Genomic DNA, 19,398 nt, shown 5'->3' with positions numbered 1-19,398 from the left:
GCGTCCCTTGAGGCATTCCCACGCAGAGCGTGGGAACGATCAACGCAGGAAGGTAAGGTTATTTCTTCATGATCGAGGTGAACAGTTCGGATTCGAGGAAACGCTGCAACCAGGCCTGTAAGCGAACATAAGGCGTCTGCGCAAACCACTCGCGGTCAACATGGGCAAACTGGCGAACGAAGGGCAGCAGGGCGATATCCGCCAGGCTCGGATGATCGCCCAGCAAATATTCGCGACCTTCAAGCAGCTCCTCCAGCCTCTGCAAGTACAGCGCCCCCTCAGCCCGATAAATCTCCATCGGTTGCTCCGGGTAACGTTCGGCGTACTTGTAGCGATTCAAATGCACTTTGAACACCTGATCATTCGCTTCGATCAGCTCGGCAATCCGTGAATCACCCGCCAGCAACCAATCCTGCGGATCATTCTGCGCCAACGCCCAGCGCATGATCTCCAGGCTCTCATCAATCACTCGACCATCCGCATCCAGCACCGGCACCGTGCCCTTGGGCGAGATCGCCAGCATTGCGGCCGGCTTGGCCTTGAGGCTGACCTCAATGATCTCCACCGGCACGCCCGAATAACGCAGCGCCATCCGCGCGCGCATCGCGTACGGGCAGCGGCGGAAGGAATACAGCGTGTTCATTTCACCTCCAGCGTGCTCAAACCATTGCCCTGACGCTGCACCTGAATCTGCACCGGAATCCGCTCGTGCATTTCCTGCACGTGGGAAATCACCGCCACTTTGCGGCCCTGTGCCTGCAAACCGTCCAGCGCATCCATCGCCAGTTGCAGCGACTCTGGATCGAGGCTGCCGAAACCTTCATCGATAAACAGCGACTCGATCTTCAGCGTACTCGACGCCATTGACGCCAAGCCCAGAGCGAGGGCCAGCGACACCAGGAACGTCTCGCCGCCGGACAACGAATGCACCGAGCGCAGTTCGTCGCCCATTTCCGTGTCCATCACCAGCAAACCGAGCATGCTGCCGCCGCGTTTCAGGCGATAGCGTTTGACCAGTTGGCGCAGTTGCACGTTGGCGTGATGCACCAGCAGGTCGAGGTTGTAGGCCTGGGCGATCTTGCGGAAGGTGTCACCGGTGGCCGAGCCGATCAAGGCACTCAGGCGCGCCCAGCGTTGATACTCGGCATAGGCCGAGGCGATCTGCTGGGCCAGCGCCTGATTGGCGTTTTGCCGGCGTTGGTCTTCGACCTGTTCGGCACGCAATTCGGCGCACTGTTGCTCGCTGAGGTTGAACTGGTTTTGCAGCTCGGCGAGGGCACTGGCCAGTTGTTCGGTATCGAGGTTGCCGTTGTGCTGCGCCTGATGATCGAGCAGACGCTGGTCACGCTCCTGCAACAACACCTTGGCTTGTTCGATGGCTTTTTCATTGTGTTGCAGACGCTGACGCAGCTCGGCGACTTGCGCGTCGTCAACTCGCAACAGGTCTTCAAGGCCACCGTCGTCCAGTTCAGGATGGCGGGCGCGCCAGTCGGCAATCTTGCCGGCCAGATCCTGCTCTTCGGTTTCCAGCGCCTGCAAACGCTCCTGCTGCGCCTTGAGCTCGGCGGCGATCTGCACAAGTTGCGTGCGCACGTTTTGCAGTTCCTGCGCGGTAGCGGTTTCGGTATTGCGCGCCTGCTCGACCGCTTGCTCAAGTTGCTGCTGCCAGTGTTCGGCGCTGCTGTGTTCGCCGAGCAGTTGCGCGAGTTTCTGCTGGCAGGTGTGCTGCTGCTCGGTCAGCGCCGTGAATTGCTGTTCGACGCTGAGCAACTGCTGCGCGCGGGTCTGTTGGCGATCCTGTTCCTTCTCCAGCGTTTGTTGACGCTGTTGCTGCTCGGCCTGCTCTTCCTTCTGCTGATCGACTTGCGCCAGGCGCTCGGCGATCTGCCGGTCAAGTTGCATGAAGGTTGCTGCCGGCTCCTGGCGCAAAGCTTCGAGGGTGTCGGCCGGTAGTAGATTGCCGAACGCGGTGAGTTCTTCGTCGAGGCGCTGACGGTCGCTGCTCAGCTCGCGCTGCTGATTGCTCAGGTGCTGCGCCGCTTGCTGATGCGCGGTTTCGGCCTGACGCAATTGCTGGGTCAGTCGCGCAGCGTCTTGTTGCAGGGTGAGCAGGGCGCTCTGGCGTTGTTCGTCCTGAGTGATGCTCTGGTTCAGTTGCTCGTTTTGCCGGGCGAGCCAGGCATCGCGCTTGTCAGCATCCTGATTGAACAACTGCGCGGACTGCGGATGCGCATCGAAGCTAGGCGCCAACGCTTGCTGCTGGGTGGCCAGTTGTTCCTGCTGTTGCAGCAGTTCTTTCTGCTGAGCAATGACGCCACCGACTTCGGCGCGCAGTTCGATGAGTTTTTCCTTGAGCTGATCGACCACCTGCTGGGCGTTGGCCTGCTCGCTTTCGTCGTGGCGACCGAGGCTTTGCAGCAGCGCTTCGGGCTGATGATACGGGTGCTCGCTGCTGCCACAGACCGGGCACGGCTGATCGTCCTGCAACTGCGCGCGCAACTCTTCAACGCTGGCACTGCGCGCCAGGCGCTGGCGTTCGAGCAGCTCGCGGGTGACATTGAGGGTTTGTTCGGCGACGGTCAGCTCGGCTTTGCTTTTCACGCCGTCCTGCGTCAGGCGTTCGCGTTCCTGCTGGGCGCTGAGCTGACGCTGTTGCAACTCACTGCTGCGCTTGTCCAGATCCTGTTGCGTGGCCCATAGACGCGACAAGTCTTCGAAGGCGCGCAGTTGCTTGCGGTTGTCCTGCAGCAGCGTGCCGAGGAGACCGATCTGTTCGGCGACGGCATCGGGTTCGGCGCCAGCTTCTTTGAACAGCACTTCCAGTTGCTGCTTTTGCGTGGTCAGTTCTTCAGCGCTGCGGTTGGCGTTTTCTTCAAGGCTCGCCAGTTCGGCCTGGCCTTTGTTCAAGCGGTTGCCGATCAGCATCAGCTGTTGCAGGCGATCGCGGTAGGCATTCCATGCATCGCTCAACGGCGCCAGATGAGCGCTTTGCTCAAGCTCGGCGGCAATGCGCTGCAGGCGCTCGGCGACCTGCGTCTGTTTTTCCAGCAAGGCTTGAATGGCGTTCTGGCCTTCGGTGCAAGCCTGCTGCGCATTGAGCCTGGCTTCGCCACTTTGCGCGACATCCTTGGCCAGACGGGCGAGGGTGCTTTGTTCTTCAAAGGCCTGACGCAACAGCGGCGCGTTTTCACTTTGCCGTTGCTGTGCTTCGCTCAGGGCGACTTTTGCTGCTTCGAGATCCTGCTCCAGTTGCGTCTGGCGCTCAGTCAGTTCGGCGTGTTGCCGGGTGTGCGCGGCTATCTGCGCGGCCAGTGGCGTCAGCAGGGCATCGAGTTCGCTTTTGCGCGCGAACTGGTGCCGTTGTGGTCCGAGTTGCTCCAGGCGCGTCAGCTTGACCCGCTCGCCAGCCAGACCTTGCGATTGCTGCTGTGCGCTGTGCAATTGCTCGGTGGCGGCCTGTTGCGCGTCCTGCAACACACGCAAATCCTTCAGCCAGGCGTGCTGCTGCTCAAGTTGTTTGAGCTGCGCCTGCTGCAACTTCATTTGCTGTTGCGCAGCATTGAAACGCTCATCCAGCTCGGCCCGGGCTTCGGGCGCCAACGGGGTCACGCCGGTAGCCTGATCCTGCAACAGCTTGTGCGCTTCGCGGGCCTCTTTGGTCTTGTCGAAGGCGCGGCGGCCGAGGCGGGTGTACAGCGCGGTATCAGTGAGCTTTTCCAGCAGCTCGCTGCGGTCGTTGTCGTCCGCCTTGAGGAATGCGCTGAACTCGCTCTGCGCCAGCAGCACGGCGCGGGTGAACTGTTCGAAGTTCAGGCCGAGCGCAGCTTCCAGTTGAGTTTTGTATTCGCCTTTCTGGCTGGCGAGCAGTTGATCCTGATCGATATCGCGCAGGCTCTGCCGGCTGGCCTGCAACTTGCCGCCGGCCTTCTCGCGGGCGCGGTTGGCCTCCCAGCGCGCCCGATAACGACGGCCATCGACACCGACGAAATCCACTTCGGCATAACCTTCGCCAGTACCGCGACGCAGCAAGGTGCGCGGGTCGCCGGTGGCGATTTCGCCGTCGGCATCCGGGACTTTGGCGTCGCGGCCAGTGTTGTTCAGACGCGGCACGGCGCCGAACAGCGCCAGGCACAAGGCGTCGAGCAGGGTACTTTTACCGGCGCCGGTCGGGCCGGTAATCGCGAACAAACCGGCGCTGGCCAGCGGCTCAGCGGTGAAATCAATCTCGAACGGCCCGGCCAGCGAGGCTAGGTTCTTCAAACGAATGGCGAGAATCTTCATGGCTGCTCGCCCTCCAGTTGTACGTCTTGTAGCAGTTCGGCGAAGTCCTTCAGCGTCTGCTCATCGACTTCACTGCCATAGTTGTCGAGCCAAGCGCGGCTGAACAGTTCCTGCGGAGTGAGCTGGTCGAGTTCGATCAGCGCTGTGCCGTCTTCGACGCCGTCAGCACCACGATTACCGGCGTATTCGGCGGCGATGCGTACCAACCGCACGGCTTTGCCTTGCAGGGCGCTTTCAACTTGATGGCGCAGATCCGGCTGCGGTTCATCGAGGGTTACACGCACTTCCAGCCATGGCTGGCGTTGGGTTTCGGCGAGCAGATCGATGTTCGGCAGATCGGCCAGTTGCAGCAGAATCTCGGCCAGCGGTGCCGGACCGATGCGCTGCAAGTTGACCGAGCGCGGGATCAGTTTCGGCTCGACACTGACCAGGGTTTCGCCATCAAGGGTGACGTCGAGAATCTGGTGCTGATAGCCAATCTCCGAGAACGACAATGGAATCGGCGAACCGCTGTAGCGGATGCGCTCTTCAGCGTTGACCTTCTGCGGCTTGTGCAAATGGCCGAGGGCAACATAGCTGATGCTCGGGCCGAACAGGCTGGCGGGCAGGGCCTCCGCGTTACCGATGATCAGGCTGCGCTCAGAGTCTTCCGACACTGAACCGCCGGCCATGTGCGCGTGGCTGATGGCAATCAGCGCCTGACCGGGTTGGCGTTTGGCGTTGGCCGCTTCGATCAGCCATTCGTGCACCTGACCGATACCGCGCAAATAGTTGTCGCCCAAGTGTGCGCCAGTCACCTCCGCCGGGCGCAGGAACGGCAGCGCCAGGCACCATGCAGCGACTTCGCCGGTTTTATCCGGCAACGGCAGCAGCAGGCGTTCGGCATCCAGTTGGCCGTCATCCAGCCACAACACCCGCCCCAGCGCATGGGTGCGCAAACGGCGCATCAGCGGCGCGGGCAGTTCGATCCGCGAGCCGGAATCGTGGTTGCCGGCAATCATCACGATGGTCAGCAACGGCTGCTGCTCGTGGGCGCTGACGATGAAGTCGTAGAGGCGTTCCTGAGCTTTGACCGGAGGATTGACGGTGTCGAAGATGTCCCCGGCGATCAGCAGCACATCCGGCTGCGCCAGTTGCAGTTGGCGCAGCAGCCATTCGAGGAAGCACGCATGCTCGAAATCGCGCTCCTGGCCGTGCAGGTTTTGCCCAAGGTGCCAGTCGGAGGTGTGGAACAGACGCAAGGTGGACTCCGCAACAATTAAATAGGTGATGGCCGCGAGGAAATGAAGGGCGGCGAAAGAGGGGAGAGTTTACAGATTATTGCGGCGGGAGGGCTTTTCGGGGAGGGCGCGCGCGATCGCGTCGATTTCAAAAATTGACCCCCTGACACCCACTGCCTACCATCGTGCCATTATATTGATATCGTTTTCGCTGCGTGCGAATCACCGCTGGTTGACCCGGAGGAGAGCGGAAAGGCGCGTTGAAGGTTTGTTCTTGTGCATGCATTTGAAATGACGACACAAAGCGCGTTGGGTAATGCTACGTGACGCTATTGTGATGGGGGGAGTAGTAATGAATATTGGCGCTTGTGTTGACTTGCAAGGGTGGCTGGTAATCGTAAGTCATAAACTATTCCTTATTCCGGAAGCCTATTCCGAAAACTATGAGGATGGTGAACGCTATGAGATTTCAAGGCCGGAGATAATATTTGCTGTTGCAGAGTTGGTTCTTCCGCTCGGCGGTGGGAAAAGCTTTATATTCCACAGGTCAAAATTGTCGGGAGTTGTGGTCGGCGATTCGCCGATCAAAATAGATCCAGTGTTTCTGTCTGTTGAGGAGAGAGGACGTGGATTTATTTCCATAGATGTTGCAGCTGCTTCTCTAGATAAATACAGAGAACGCTATCAGGCTTTTTTTGAAAAGGGACGTTCGGGTAATTCAAATGACTGGTTGGACTATTTATAAGGATGTAATCGTCTGCCCTCTGGAAATGGCAGGTGAACTTTAAACCTGCGCATCAATCTGCGTGCCGCCGATTGCCTTTAGCCTTTTTTAATTTTTAGCAAAATCAAAAGATCGCAGCCTTCGGCAGCTCCTACACATACCCTCTGTAGGAGCTGCCGGAGGCTGCGATCTTTTGCTTTTACTTCGGATAAAGCGGCGGTAACCCGCTATCACCCACCGGATCCTGCACCCGTTCCGCCGCCGGAATCGTGCGAATCGCCCGCCACAAATCCTCACCCTGCCAATGCTGGCCAGTCTCGCTGTACAGCGCACCGTTGAGGCCGTCGAGGGCGTCGGACAACGGCACAAACCGCGCCGCCATGTCCGCCAGTGTCTCCGGCTGCTGACGCGCCCACGCATCCAGCGCCTGCCGCGTCGCCTGCGGATCATTCGCCTGGCTCGCCCGTTTGATGTCGTCCATCAACGTGCGCGGGCTCGGGCCGGTTTGTGCGGCGCGGTGCACGGCCGGTTGCCAGCGGGCGCGCCACCACAGGCCGAAGCCGAGGAGGGTGGTGCAGGCGAGGATCAGGGTGCTGAGTTTCCACCACCACAACACATCGTTATCGACGACGCTCGGTTGCAAATTGCCGGTCGGGGTGTCGACTTGCAGGCTTGGGTTATTGGCCACTTGCAGGGTGCGCGCCGGCAGGCTGCTGTGTTCCAGCTGATCTTCAAAGGTGTTCCACCAGACCACGTCCACCGTCGGCAAATCGATGGCGCCGCTGCGGCTCGGCACCAGCGCTTCGCGTTCTTCGCGGCTGCCGACAATGCCCCGGTCAGTGCTCTGGTTGCTCAGCACCGGTTGGTCGGGGTAGCGGCGCAGGCCGTTGACGTCGGTGGCGGGCAGCGCCGGCAATTGCGAGGCGGCCAGGCCTTCGACTTTCAACGTCAGGCTGCGGGTCAGGGAATCGCCGACCTGAGTGTGTTCCGGTTCCGGGTTCCAGCTTTCGCTGAGGCTCAGGCTGCGTGCGGGCAGCCACGGCGCGTCGACCGGGTAGGTCAGGGGCTTGGGTTTGACGGTCAGGGGGATTTCGGCGGAACTGACGCGCATCAGTTTGCCCGGCTTCGGCCCCTGCGCATTCGCGTCCTGTGACGGCTGCGTATCGACCAGTGTCGCGCTGAAGGTTTGCGGCGCAATGGTCAGCAAACCGCTGTGTTGCGGGTAGATTGCATAGCGCATTTCGATCACGCCATGGCGCACACCGTTGAGGTCTTTTTCGTAGGTGCGCGTGTCGCCCAGTTGTTCGATGCGCGCATCGGCGATTTGCAGCGGCGTCAGGCTGCTGTCGTCGTACAGCGACACCGAATGGTAGATGCGCAAAGTCAGGATCGCCTGCGCCTGCACATAGACGCTGGACTGATCGAGGCTGGCTTCGATGAACACCGGATCAAGGCTGTTCTGGTTCTCGCGGGTGTCGCTTTCGACCACTTGTACGGTGATCGGCTGGCTCTGCGCGTCGCCCAGTTGCAGCGGCGGGATCACCACGCTGCCGTTCTCTTTGGGCAGCAGGGTGATGATCCAGCGCGTGGTCGCGCGGTTGTCGCCATTGAGGGTATTGAGCTGGTTGACCTGCCGCGTGCCACGCACTTCGAACAATGCCTCCAGCGCGGTCAGATCGGGTTTGCCGAACTGGGTGACGTCGCTGGTTTCGAGGGTGAGTTCGACCGTCTCGCCGGAGTTCAGGCGACTGCGATCCACACTGGCCGTCAGCTCGGCCGCCTGGGCGGTGGCCGTGCAGAGCAGCAGGGGCAGCAAGAGAGCGGTGAAGCGGGTCATCGAGTGTTTTCCTGATCCTGATGTTGTTGCTGTTCGTACCAGAATTTGCGTCGCAGCAATTCGCCCGGATCATCCGGGATCTTGCCCAGCCATTGCTCCAGTGCCTGACGCTGCTCGCCTTGGAGGTTGTCTTCACTCGGGCGCAGCGTCGGCACGGTGTCCGTTTGTTCTTCCTCGTCGCTGCCCGGCACTTCGTTGGGGCCTGGCTGCGGCGGCGTGGTCGTTGGCGGTTCGCTGGCCGACTCGACAGGCTGCGACGGGCTCTGGGTTTCACTTTTCACGGCGGGCGGCGGCGTGGTCGCGGGCGCTGGTTCGTCGCCCGGCAGACTTTGCTGTTCGCTCGGTTTGGTGTCCGGCTCGGCGGGCGGCGGTGTGTTTTTCTGCTTGAGCAGGTTTTCCACCAGCGCCTTGTTGGTCTGCGCCGGACGTAAATCCGGTTGCAGTTCCAGGGCCTGTTCATAGGCGTCGATTGCCGCTTCCAGCTCACCGCTTTTCGCCAACGCGTTGCCACGATTGTAATGGGCGCGGGCATCGCTGCCTTCGGCAAAGCGCTGGGCGGCGCCACTGTAGTCGCCGGCCTCGTACAACGCCACCCCTTGCCATTGGTGATCGTCAAAATGCTGTGCGGCTTCGGCCGGGCGCTTCTGTTTGAGCAGGTGCAGGCCCTGTTGATCGGGGCGCAGCCACAAATCCTCAAAGTCAAAAGCGTAGCTCGGCTGCGGCAGACACAGCAGTAACGGCAGGCAGAACAACCAGCCACGACGCCCGGCGCAGGCGGCGAGCAACAACAGCGGCAACAGCAGCCAGTAACCCTGATCGGCCCAAGTATCGAGGCGCACGGTCTGGCCATCGTCGCGCAGACTGCGTGGACCGTTGAGCAGGCCGAGCGCACCTAGATCCGCTTCGTCGAGTCGGGCAGGGTGGTATTCGCCGCCGACGCTGTTGAGGAATGCGCTCAGGCCCGGACTGTCGAGTTGCGGTACGCGAATCGCGCCTTGCTCGTCCTTGAGGAAACTGCCGTCCTCCTGAGCAATCGGCGCGCCTTCAGCGGTGCCGATGCCGAGCATCAACAGTTGTGCCGACTCACCGTTGAGGGCACGCCGAATGCCCTGACGCTCCTCTTCGTTCAATGACGAGCCGATCAGCAGAATTCGCCCCTGACCGAGCGCGCCCTGTTTCAGCAGGGCCAGCGCTTTACTCACGGCCAGATCGGCGCGATGGCCGCTTTCCGGCATCAGCGAAGGCTTGAGCGCATCGAGCAGATTGCGACTGGTCGCCAGGTCATCCGACAGCGGCACCAGCGTGTGCGCGCTGCCGGCGTAGACGACGATGGCGGTCTGCGCATCGCTGCGCGCCTGCAACAGGTCGAAGAGCTTGCGCCGCGCCTGTTCCAGTCGCGTCGGCGGCGAGTCGGTGGCGAGCATTTCCGGGGTCAGTTCCAGCACCACCACCAAGGGATCGGCGGGCTTCTGGCTGGTCTGTTCGACGCGCTCCCAACTCGGCCCGAGCAGCGCCAGAATCGTCAGCAACCACGCCACGCCAAGGGCGATCCACGGCAGTTTGCTGTCGCGACCACTGCCGCCACTGAGCAGGGTGGCATGAAAGGCCGGCGGCAAAATCATCTGCCAGCGCCCGGCGCGTTTCTGCCGGTGCCAGAGTTGCCAGATCAGCCAGCCGAGCAGCGGCAGCAACAGCAACCACCACGGACGGAACCAGTGCGGCCAGAGCGCGATCATCGGCGCCTCCGCAGACGCAGGCGCTTGAGGCGCTCGCGCCAGTCAGGCAGTGGACTTTGCAGATACAGTTCCTTGGTGAACAGGCGTTGCAGCGGGTTGTCCGGCCACAATTCACGGGCGACCAGCAACAGGCTCAACCATAACGCCAGCGCCAAAGGCCAGTGGTACAGGGCTTGTGCCGGGCGGGCCTGGGTCGGTTGCTGGGTGACCGGTTCGAGTTGATCGAGGGTGTCTTTGATGGCTTGCAGTTCTTTGCCATCGTGGGCGCGGAAATACTGGCCGCCGGTGACTTCGGCGATGGCTTTGAGCGCCGGCTCGTCGAGGTCCAGGCTCGGATTGACGCCCAGCAGACCGGTCGAGCCGCTGTCCTCTGGATTGGCACCGATACCGATCGGGTAGATTTTTACGCCTTCGCTGGCGGCCAGTTTTGCCGCCGTCAGCGGGTCGATTTCGCCGCCATTGTTAGCGCCATCAGTGACCAGAATCAGTACGCGACTTTGCGCCGGGCGCATGCGCAGGCGTTTCAGTGCCAGACCGATGGCATCGCCAATCGCGGTGTTCTTGCCGGCAATACCGATGCGCGCTTCGTCGAGCCAGACGCGCACGGTGTGGCGATCAAACGTCAGCGGCGCTTGCAGATAAGCCTGACTGCCGAACAGGATCAGGCCGACACGGTCGCCATCGCGGCTTTCAAGGAAGTCGCCCAGCAGATGTTGCACCAGCGTGAGACGACTGACCTCTTCGTCCTGCCATTGCATATCGGGGAAATCCATCGAGCCGGACACGTCCACCGCTACCAGCAGATCACGCCCGCTGGCAGCAATCGGCAGTGGTTCGCCGAGCCATTGCGGGCGGGCGGCGGCGGTCAATAGCAACAGCCACAACAGCATGAACGGTGCTTGCTGGCGCCACGCCGGCAGGTTGGCGCGGGCGCGGCGGCGGGCGAGGCCTTCCAGATCGGCGAGAAAACTCACTTTCAAGGCTGGCTCGCCACTGTCCGCCACTGGCAGCACCAGACGCATCAGCCACGGCAGCGGCACCAGCACGAAGATCCACGGCCAGGCGAACTCAAACATGTTTGCGAATCCACGTGTCGACAGCCTGGGTCAGGCCGGCGATGGCTTTGTCGTCGAGTTTGCATTCCGGTTTGTACGCGCCTTCGACCAGCACCATCCAGCGCGTCAGACCGGCCGCCGGACAACGGTTGTCGAGAAAGGCCAGCCATTTACGCCCGTTGAGGGTGTGGCTCTGGCTGTAGGGGTAATGGTTGCGGCACAGGCGTTTGAGCAGGCCGTTGAGTTGCTGCAGCCAGGCACCGGCCGGGGCGCCGTCGTAGGGTTTGGGCATTTGTGCGAGTTCAGCGAGGGCGGCGACGCGCACCGGGTCGAGCGGCTGCTCGGCACGGACGATCGGGCGTTTCCTCATGGGAATGAAGCGGCGCAGCTTCCACACGGCGAAACCGAGCAGCGGCAATAACAACAGGAGCAGCCACCAGCCTGGCGCCGGCGGCCAGAAGGCAATCGGTGGCGGCGAGATCAGCGGTTGCAGTTGTTCGAGGCCGTTCATCGACCTTTCCCCGGACGCTGCGGATTGAGGAATTCGCGCATCTGCTCGACCATTTCACTTTGCGTGCTCAGCGGCATCAGCAACACCCGCAGCTTTTGCGCGAGCAGTTCCCAGCGAGCGATGCGTGCTTCGGCCTGGGCACGATAGGTCTGGCGCAGCTCGAAGTTCAACGTGTCGAGTTCCAGTTGCGCACCGCGTTGTGCGAAGCGCAACAGCCCGGCGGCGGGCAGGGCGTGATCCAGCGGATCGGAAATCGGCAACATCAACAGGTCGCAATGACGCGATAACAGGCTGAGCTGTTGCTCGGCGCTGTCGGACAGTGCGCGTTCGTCACAGATCACGATGGCCAGGCTGCCTGGACGCAACACTTCGCGGGCACGGCGCAAAGCCACGCCAAACGCATCGCGATCCGGCTCACGCTCGCTGTGCAGCGACTGGTTGACCTTGACCAGACGGTTGAGCAATTGCAGCAGGCTCTGTTTGCTGCGCCGTGGCTTGATTTCATAGTGCTCGTTGTCGCCGAAGACCAGTCCGCCAACCCGGTCGTTATGCCCCAGCGCGGCCCAACCAATCAAAGCCGCCACTTGCGCTGCCAGCACCGATTTGAACATCAACCCGGAACCGAAAAACAGCCGCGTGCTTTGCTCGACCATAATGAAAATCGGCCGTTCGCGTTCTTCATGGAACAGCTTGGTGTGCGGCTCTTGCGTGCGTGCGGTGACGCGCCAGTCGATGGTGCGCACGTCGTCGCCGGCCTGATAGACCCGCACCTGATCGAAGTCGACGCCACGGCCACGGAATTTCGAGTGATGCAGGCCGATCAGCGGGCTGCGCTGACTCGGCGTGGAAAACAGCTGCACCTCGCGCACACGGTGACGCATCTCGATCAGCTCGGCGAGGCTGACGCGGATGCCCGGTTCTGACGGCTGGGAGGCGTTCATGGGGGTCAAGCGACAGCTACGACGTCGAGAATCCGCTGCACCACCCGATCCTGATCGATGCCGGCGGCTTCGGCTTCAAACGACAGGATGATGCGGTGACGCAACACATCGAACAGCACCGCTTGAATGTCTTCCGGGCTGACGAAGTCGCGACCGGCCAGCCAGGCGTGGGCGCGGGCGCAGCGGTCAAGGGCAATCGAGCCACGCGGGCTGGCGCCATAGGCGATCCACTCGGCCATTTCCGGGTCGAACTTGGCCGGGTTGCGCGTGGCCATGACCAGTTGCACGAGGTATTCCTCCACGGCGTCGGCCATGTACAGACCGAGGATTTCCTTGCGTGCAGCAAAGATCGCCTGTTGGCTGACGCGGCGCTCGGGCTTGGTTTCGCCGTTCAGCGCTTCGCCACGGGCCTGCTGGAGGATGCGACGTTCGACGGCGGCGTCCGGGAAACCGATTTTCACGTGCATCAGGAAGCGGTCGAGTTGCGCTTCCGGCAGCGGGTAAGTGCCTTCCTGCTCGATCGGGTTTTGCGTGGCCATCACCAGAAACAGCGGCGACAGCTCATAAGTGCTGCGGCCGACACTGACTTGACGCTCGGCCATGGCTTCGAGCAGCGCCGATTGCACCTTGGCCGGGGCACGGTTGATTTCGTCCGCCAACACCAGGTTGTGGAAGATCGGCCCTTGCTGGAACACAAAACTGCCGGTTTCCGGGCGATAGATCTCGGTGCCGGTGATGTCGGCCGGCAGCAGATCCGGGGTGAACTGAATGCGATGGAACTGAGCTTCGATGCCCTCGGCGAGTTCTTTGATCGCTTTGGTCTTGGCCAGACCCGGAGCGCCCTCGACCAGCATGTGGCCATCGGCGAGCAGGGCGATGAGCAAACGCTCGATGAGTTTTTCCTGGCCGAGAATCTGCGTTGAAAGAAAGGTTCGCAGCGCCAGCAGCGCTTCACGATGTTCCATCGGTGACTGTTCCTGGAAAGGGGTGGCCACAGGCGTTCGGATAACGCCGGGGCTGGGGGCGTTACTTTAATCCATCGCGGGGGGTGGCGACTAACGGCATTTTGTAGAAAAAGGCAAAAGATCGCAGCCTGCGGCAGCTCCTACAGGTGATTGCATTCCAATGTAGGAGCTGCCGCAGGCTGCGATCTTTTGGCTGTCGGTGAAGGCCTCATCGCTGGCAAGCCAGCTCCCACAGGGACCGATGTGTTGCATAGATCGCGTTCACACCGCTGATACCTGTGGGAGCTGGCTTGCCAGCGATGGGGCCAGTCTGGACGCCATCAAACTTCGTTAATGAAGGTACCCGTCCCGTCAAGGATGTTCGTCAAGGTCTCGACAACCTCATCCAGATCCACCATATCCGGGTTAAAGCTGATCTCCAGCACATCATCCCCATTCAACGCATCGGCATCCGCCGCCGCAATCTCGATCTTCAGCAGCGTCGAAGTCAGGGTGACTTTCACACCGTCGAGGGTCGAAGGCTCGCCATCCAGGGTGATTTCCAGCTCATCCTCATCCGGGTAGCGGCTCATCAGGAACATGTCGCCCTTGTCGCTGTGGCAGCAGAGCATGGCCATGTTGTCTTCTTCGTCATCGCACGGGTTGACGATCAGTAGGGCGGTGGTCATTTGCATGGTCAATTCCTGCCTCAAAGGGCGTGTCGGTCGCTAATGGGCGCGATTCTGCCAGTCCTCGGGAATTTCTGCATGTGAGAGTGTCAGAGGATGTGTCGTGAACGCGACGTGGGTCAATGGTCATTTCTGGCACGCATGTACCGTAAAAACGGGCATTCAGACCAGCGTTTTGCGCCACGAGTGCTAGTGTTTACCGGTGCCAAACCCTCGGTTTACGTGCCAATGACCGAATATGTCGCAGCACCGCAAGCAGACACATTGTCGCACCCTTTAAGCTGCGCAACGGATGAGCACCCGTAAAGGCATTGTCGGCACCGCTGGCAGTCGCTTTTGCAGATGCTCATTCTATGGAAGGTGAATGTGACCTGAGTGTCCCGTCCAGCTTCACCCACCTGTCCCCCTGTTTCCTCTGCCCGAGAATCAGGAACAGGGCGACACAAGCCCCGAAAGGGGTGTTGCACGCGACGCTTTCCATCAATAACAAGCTTAAGCGGAGTACCACAGATGGCGTTCTTCACCGCAGCCAGCAAAGCCGACTTCCAGCACCAACTGCAAGCGGCACTGGCGCAGCACATCAGTGAACAGGCACTGCCACAAGTGGCGCTGTTCGCTGAACAATTCTTCGGCATCATTTCCCTGGACGAGCTGACTCAACGTCGCCTCTCCGACCTCGCTGGCTGTACTCTTTCCGCGTGGCGCCTGCTTGAGCGCTTCGATCACGCGCAACCGCAAGTGCGCGTCTACAACCCTGATTACGAGCGTCATGGCTGGCAGTCGACCCATACAGCGGTCGAAGTCCTGCACCACGACCTGCCATTTCTGGTCGACTCGGTCCGCACCGAGCTGAACCGCCGCGGCTACAGCATCCACACCCTGCAAACCACCGTGCTCAGCGTGCGTCGTGGCAGCAAGGGCGAGCTGCTGGAAATCCTGCCAAAAGGCAGCACCGGCGAAGGCGTTCTGCATGAATCGCTGATGTACCTGGAAATCGACCGCTGCGCCAACGCGGCCGAACTGAATGTGCTGAGCAAAGAGCTGGAACAGGTTCTCGGTGAAGTCCGCGTCGCGGTCGCCGATTTCGAGCCGATGAAAGCCAAGGTGCAGGAAATCCTCACCAAACTCGACAACAGCGCGTTCGCCGTCGATACCGACGAAAAGAACGAAATCAAAAGCTTCCTGGAATGGCTGGTGGGCAACCACTTCACCTTCCTCGGCTACGAAGAGTTCGTGGTCACCGATCAGGCCGATGGCGGCCACATCGAGTACGACCAGAACTCCTTCCTCGGCCTGACCAAACTGCTGCGCACCGGCCTGACCTACGAAGACCTGCGCATCGAAGACTACGCCGTTGCCTACCTGCGCGAACCGACCCTGCTGTCGTTCGCCAAGGCTGCGCATCCAAGCCGTGTACATCGTCCGGCGTACCCGGACTACGTGTCGATCCGTGAAATCGACGCTGACGGCAAAGTCATCAAGGAACACCGCTTCATGGGCCTGTACACCTCCTCGGTGTATGGCGAGAGCGTGCGGGTCATCCCGTTCATCCGCCGCAAGGTCGAAGAAATCGAAACGCGCTCCGGCTTCCAGTCCAAGGCTCACTTGGGCAAGGAACTGGCGCAGGTGCTCGAAGTATTGCCGCGTGATGACCTGTTCCAGACTCCGGTCGACGAACTGTTCACCACCGTCATGTCGATCGTGCAGATCCAGGAACGCAACAAGATCCGCGTGTTCCTGCGCAAAGACCCGTACGGTCGTTTCTGCTACTGCCTGGCCTACGTGCCGCGCGACATCTATTCCACCGAAGTTCGCCAGAAGATCCAGCAAGTGCTGATGGAGCGCCTGAAGGCTTCCGATTGCGAATTCTGGACATTCTTCTCCGAGTCGGTACTGGCGCGCGTGCAGTTGATCCTGCGTGTCGACCCGAAAAACCGTCTCGACATCGACCCGGTGCTGCTGGAAAAAGAAGTCGTGCAAGCCTGCCGCAGCTGGCAGGATGATTACGCCGCTCTGACCGTCGAGAGCTTCGGCGAAGCCCACGGCACCAACGTGCTGGCCGACTTCCCGAAAGGCTTCCCGGCCGGCTACCGCGAGCGTTTTGCCGCGCATTCGGCCGTGGTCGACATGCAGCACCTGCTGAGCCTCAACGAAAAAAATCCGTTGGTGATGAGCTTCTATCAGCCGCTCGGTCAGGTCTCCGGCCAGCGCGAGCTGCATTGCAAGCTGTACCACGCCGACACGCCGCTGGCGCTGTCCGACGTCTTGCCGATTCTGGAAAACCTCGGCCTGCGCGTACTGGGTGAATTCCCGTACCGTCTGCGTCACACCAATGGCCGCGAGTTCTGGATTCATGACTTCGCGTTCACTGCCGCTGAAGGCCTGGACCTCGACATCCAGCAACTCAACGACACCCTGCAGGACGCCTTCGTCCACATCGTCCGTGGCGATGCCGAAAACGATGCGTTCAACCGTCTGGTTCTGACCGCCGGCCTGCCGTGGCGCGACGTGGCGCTGCTGCGTGCTTATGCGCGTTACCTGAAGCAGATTCGTCTGGGCTTCGATCTGGGCTACATCGCCAGCACCCTGAACAACCACACCGACATCGCTCGCGAGCTGACCCGGTTGTTCAAGACCCGCTTCTATCTGGCGCGCAAACTCGGCAGCGACGATCTGGAAGACAAGCAACTGCGTCTGGAACAAGCGATTCTGACCGCACTGGACGACGTCCAGGTGCTCAACGAAGACCGCATCCTGCGTCGTTACCTCGACCTGATCAAAGCCACCCTGCGTACCAACTTCTATCAGACTGACGCCAACGGCCAGAACAAGTCGTACTTCAGCTTCAAGTTCAACCCGCACGCGATCCCTGAACTGCCGAAGCCAGTGCCGAAGTTCGAAATCTTCGTTTACTCGCCACGCGTTGAAGGCGTGCACCTGCGCTTCGGTAACGTCGCTCGTGGTGGTCTGCGCTGGTCCGACCGTGAAGAAGACTTCCGTACCGAAGTCCTCGGCCTGGTAAAAGCCCAGCAAGTGAAGAACTCGGTCATCGTGCCGGTGGGTGCGAAGGGCGGCTTCCTGCCGCGTCGCCTGCCACTGGGCGGCAGCCGTGACGAGATCGCGGCCGAGGGCATCGCCTGCTACCGCATCTTCATCTCGGGCCTGTTGGACATCACCGACAACCTGAAAGACGGCGCACTGGTGCCGCCATTGAACGTGGTTCGCCACGACGATGACGACCCGTACCTGGTAGTCGCGGCGGACAAGGGCACTGCGACCTTCTCCGACATCGCCAACGGCATCGCCATCGACTACGGCTTCTGGCTGGGTGACGCGTTTGCGTCCGGTGGTTCAGCCGGTTACGACCACAAGAAAATGGGCATTACCGCCAAAGGCGCGTGGGTTGGCGTACAGCGTCACTTCCGCGAGCGCGGTATCAATGTTCAGGAAGACAGCATCACTGTTGTGGGCGTCGGCGACATGGCCGGTGACGTGTTCGGTAACGGTCTGTTGATGTCCGACAAGCTGCAACTGGTCGCTGCCTTCAACCACATGCACATCTTCATCGACCCGAACCCGAACCCGGCGACCAGCTTCGTCGAGCGTCAGCGCATGTTCGACCTGCCGCGTTCGGCCTGGACCGACTACGACACCAGCATCATGTCCGAAGGTGGCGGTATCTTCTCGCGCAGCGCGAAGAGCATCGCGATCTCCCCGCAGATGCAGGAACGCTTCGACATCAAGGCTGACAAACTGACCCCGACCGAACTGCTGAACGCCTTGCTCAAGGCACCGGTGGATCTGCTGTGGAACGGCGGTATCGGTACTTACGTCAAAGCCAGCACTGAAAGCCACGCCGATGTCGGCGACAAGGCCAACGATGCACTGCGCGTCAACGGCAACGAACTGCGCTGCAAAGTCGTGGGCGAGGGCGGTAACCTCGGCATGACCCAACTGGGTCGTGTGGAGTTCGGTCTGAATGGCGGCGGTTCCAACACCGACTTCATCGACAACGCCGGTGGCGTCGACTGCTCCGACCACGAAGTGAACATCAAGATCCTGCTGAACGAAGTGGTTCAGGCCGGTGACATGACCGACAAGCAACGCAACCAGTTACTGGCGAGCATGACCGACGAAGTCGGCAATCTGGTGCTGGGCAACAACTACAAGCAGACTCAGGCCCTGTCCCTGGCGGCCCGTCGCGCTTATGCGCGCATCGCTGAGTACAAGCGTCTGATGAGCGATCTGGAAGGCCGTGGCAAGCTGGACCGTGCCATCGAGTTCTTGCCGACCGAAGAGCAACTGGCCGAGCGTATTGCTGAAGGCCACGGTCTGACCCGTCCTGAGCTGTCGGTGCTGATCTCGTACAGCAAGATCGACCTCAAAGAGCAGCTGTTGGGCTCGCTGGTACCGGACGACGATTACCTGACCCGCGACATGGAAACGGCGTTCCCGCCGTCTCTGGTCAGCAAGTTCTCCGAAGCCATGCGTCGGCACCGTCTGAAGCGCGAGATCGTCAGCACCCAGATCGCCAACGACCTGGTCAACCACATGGGCATCACCTTCGTTCAACGACTCAAAGAGTCGACCGGCATGAGCCCGGCGAACGTCGCTGGCGCTTATGTGATCGTGCGCGACATCTTCCACCTCCCGCACTGGTTCCGTCAGATCGAAGCGCTGGACTACCAAGTCAGCGCTGATGTGCAACTGGAGTTGATGGACGAGCTGATGCGTCTGGGCCGCCGCGCTACGCGCTGGTTCCTGCGTGCCCGTCGCAACGAGCAGAACGCTGCCCGTGACGTCGCGCATTTCGGTCCGCACCTGAAAGAGCTGGGCCTGAAACTCGACGAACTGCTGAGCGGCGAAATCCGTGAAAACTGGCAGGCGCGTTATCAGGCGTACGTCGAAGCCGGTGTACCGGAATTGCTGGCGCGTATGGTTGCGGGCACCTCGCACCTGTACACCTTGCTGCCGATCATCGAAGCGTCCGACGTGACTGGCCAGAACCCTGCTGAAGTGGCCAAGGCCTACTTCGCCGTGGGCAGTGCGCTGGACATCACCTGGTACCTGCAACAGATCAGCGCACTGCCGGTTGAAAACAACTGGCAAGCCCTGGCCCGTGAAGCGTTCCGTGATGACGTCGACTGGCAGCAACGTGCGATCACCATCTCCGTCCTGCAACAAGGCGACGGCACACTGGACGTGGAAGCACGTCTGGCGCTGTGGATGGAACAGCACGAAAGCATGATCTCGCGCTGGCGCGCCATGCTGGTGGAAATCCGCGCGGCAAGCGGCACGGACTACGCCATGTATGCAGTGGCCAACCGTGAGTTGCTGGATTTGGCGTTGAGCGGGCAAGCGGTCGTGCCTGCGGTTGCTGCGAATGCCGAGCTTGAACTGGCGTAAGTAGTGGTTGAATAAAAAGCCCCGGTGTCGTGAGATGCCGGGGCTTTTTTCTGT

General features: G+C 61.0%; 12 protein-coding genes. 2 read left to right on the top strand and 10 right to left on the bottom strand.

Going from position 1 to position 19,398, the window contains the following annotated elements; all coding sequences use genetic code 11:
* Window positions 1-58 precede the first annotated feature (58 nt).
* Genes CKW38_RS00255 through CKW38_RS00245 form a run of 3 tightly spaced genes read right to left on the bottom strand, consistent with a single transcriptional unit; the run spans window position 59 to window position 5,522 of the window.
* The gene (locus CKW38_RS00255; protein ID WP_095111450.1) at window positions 59-643 is read right to left on the bottom strand and encodes a glutathione S-transferase; all 585 of its coding nucleotides are present in this window, start codon (window positions 641-643) and stop codon (window positions 59-61) included.
* Window positions 640-4,281, bottom strand: coding sequence for an SbcC/MukB-like Walker B domain-containing protein (locus CKW38_RS00250; protein ID WP_095111449.1), 3,642 nt, complete (start codon window positions 4,279-4,281; stop codon window positions 640-642). Before CKW38_RS00250 ends, CKW38_RS00255 begins: the two co-directional genes overlap by 4 nt.
* Window positions 4,278-5,522 carry an exonuclease SbcCD subunit D C-terminal domain-containing protein gene (locus tag CKW38_RS00245; RefSeq protein WP_095111448.1) on the bottom strand — a complete coding sequence of 415 codons (1,245 nt, stop codon included), beginning with the start codon at window positions 5,520-5,522 and terminating at the stop codon, window positions 4,278-4,280. Before CKW38_RS00245 ends, CKW38_RS00250 begins: the two co-directional genes overlap by 4 nt.
* Before the next feature lie 331 nt (window positions 5,523-5,853).
* Between CKW38_RS00245 and CKW38_RS00240 the strand changes: the two genes are divergently transcribed.
* Window positions 5,854-6,246 (top strand): hypothetical protein, encoded by a 393-nt coding sequence (locus CKW38_RS00240; RefSeq protein ID WP_141232639.1) that lies wholly within the window; start codon window positions 5,854-5,856, stop codon window positions 6,244-6,246.
* A gap of 178 nt (window positions 6,247-6,424) precedes the next feature.
* Here CKW38_RS00240 and CKW38_RS00235 read toward each other — a convergent pair whose 3' ends face one another.
* The 7 genes from CKW38_RS00235 to CKW38_RS00205 all read right to left on the bottom strand — a co-directional run bounded on the left by CKW38_RS00235 (window position 6,425) and on the right by CKW38_RS00205 (window position 13,944).
* Complete coding sequence (locus CKW38_RS00235) at window positions 6,425-8,062, bottom strand: BatD family protein (RefSeq protein ID WP_095111446.1); 1,638 nt, start codon at window positions 8,060-8,062, stop codon at window positions 6,425-6,427.
* Window positions 8,059-9,798: a tetratricopeptide repeat protein gene (locus CKW38_RS00230; protein ID WP_095111445.1), complete on the bottom strand. Its 1,740-nt coding sequence runs from the start codon at window positions 9,796-9,798 to the stop codon at window positions 8,059-8,061. Before CKW38_RS00230 ends, CKW38_RS00235 begins: the two co-directional genes overlap by 4 nt.
* Window positions 9,795-10,874 carry a VWA domain-containing protein gene (locus CKW38_RS00225; RefSeq protein WP_007950106.1) on the bottom strand — a complete coding sequence of 360 codons (1,080 nt, stop codon included), beginning with the start codon at window positions 10,872-10,874 and terminating at the stop codon, window positions 9,795-9,797. The genes CKW38_RS00230 and CKW38_RS00225 overlap by 4 nt, the downstream gene beginning before the upstream one ends.
* The gene (locus CKW38_RS00220) at window positions 10,867-11,364 is read right to left on the bottom strand and encodes a DUF4381 domain-containing protein (RefSeq protein WP_007913911.1); all 498 of its coding nucleotides are present in this window, start codon (window positions 11,362-11,364) and stop codon (window positions 10,867-10,869) included. The genes CKW38_RS00225 and CKW38_RS00220 overlap by 8 nt, the downstream gene beginning before the upstream one ends.
* Entirely contained in the window at window positions 11,361-12,305 is a 945-nt protein-coding gene (locus tag CKW38_RS00215) for a DUF58 domain-containing protein (RefSeq protein ID WP_095111444.1), read from the bottom strand. Before CKW38_RS00215 ends, CKW38_RS00220 begins: the two co-directional genes overlap by 4 nt.
* A 5-nt stretch (window positions 12,306-12,310) precedes the next feature.
* Complete coding sequence (locus tag CKW38_RS00210) at window positions 12,311-13,270, bottom strand: MoxR family ATPase (protein ID WP_007913915.1); 960 nt, start codon at window positions 13,268-13,270, stop codon at window positions 12,311-12,313.
* 320 nt (window positions 13,271-13,590) lie between these two features.
* Window positions 13,591-13,944, bottom strand: coding sequence for a hypothetical protein (locus CKW38_RS00205; protein ID WP_007913918.1), 354 nt, complete (start codon window positions 13,942-13,944; stop codon window positions 13,591-13,593).
* A gap of 504 nt (window positions 13,945-14,448) precedes the next feature.
* Between CKW38_RS00205 and CKW38_RS00200 the strand changes: the two genes are divergently transcribed.
* On the top strand, window positions 14,449-19,344 hold the full coding sequence (locus tag CKW38_RS00200) for an NAD-glutamate dehydrogenase (RefSeq protein WP_095111443.1): 4,896 nt from the start codon (window positions 14,449-14,451) through the stop codon (window positions 19,342-19,344).
* The last annotated feature ends 54 nt before the right edge of the window (window positions 19,345-19,398 follow it).

Source organism: Pseudomonas sp. Irchel 3H7 (genome assembly GCF_900187605.1).
Lineage (GTDB): Bacteria > Pseudomonadota > Gammaproteobacteria > Pseudomonadales > Pseudomonadaceae > Aquipseudomonas.
The sequence above is the reverse complement of the archived record's forward strand: the minus strand, read 5'-3'. Positions and strand labels throughout refer to the sequence as shown.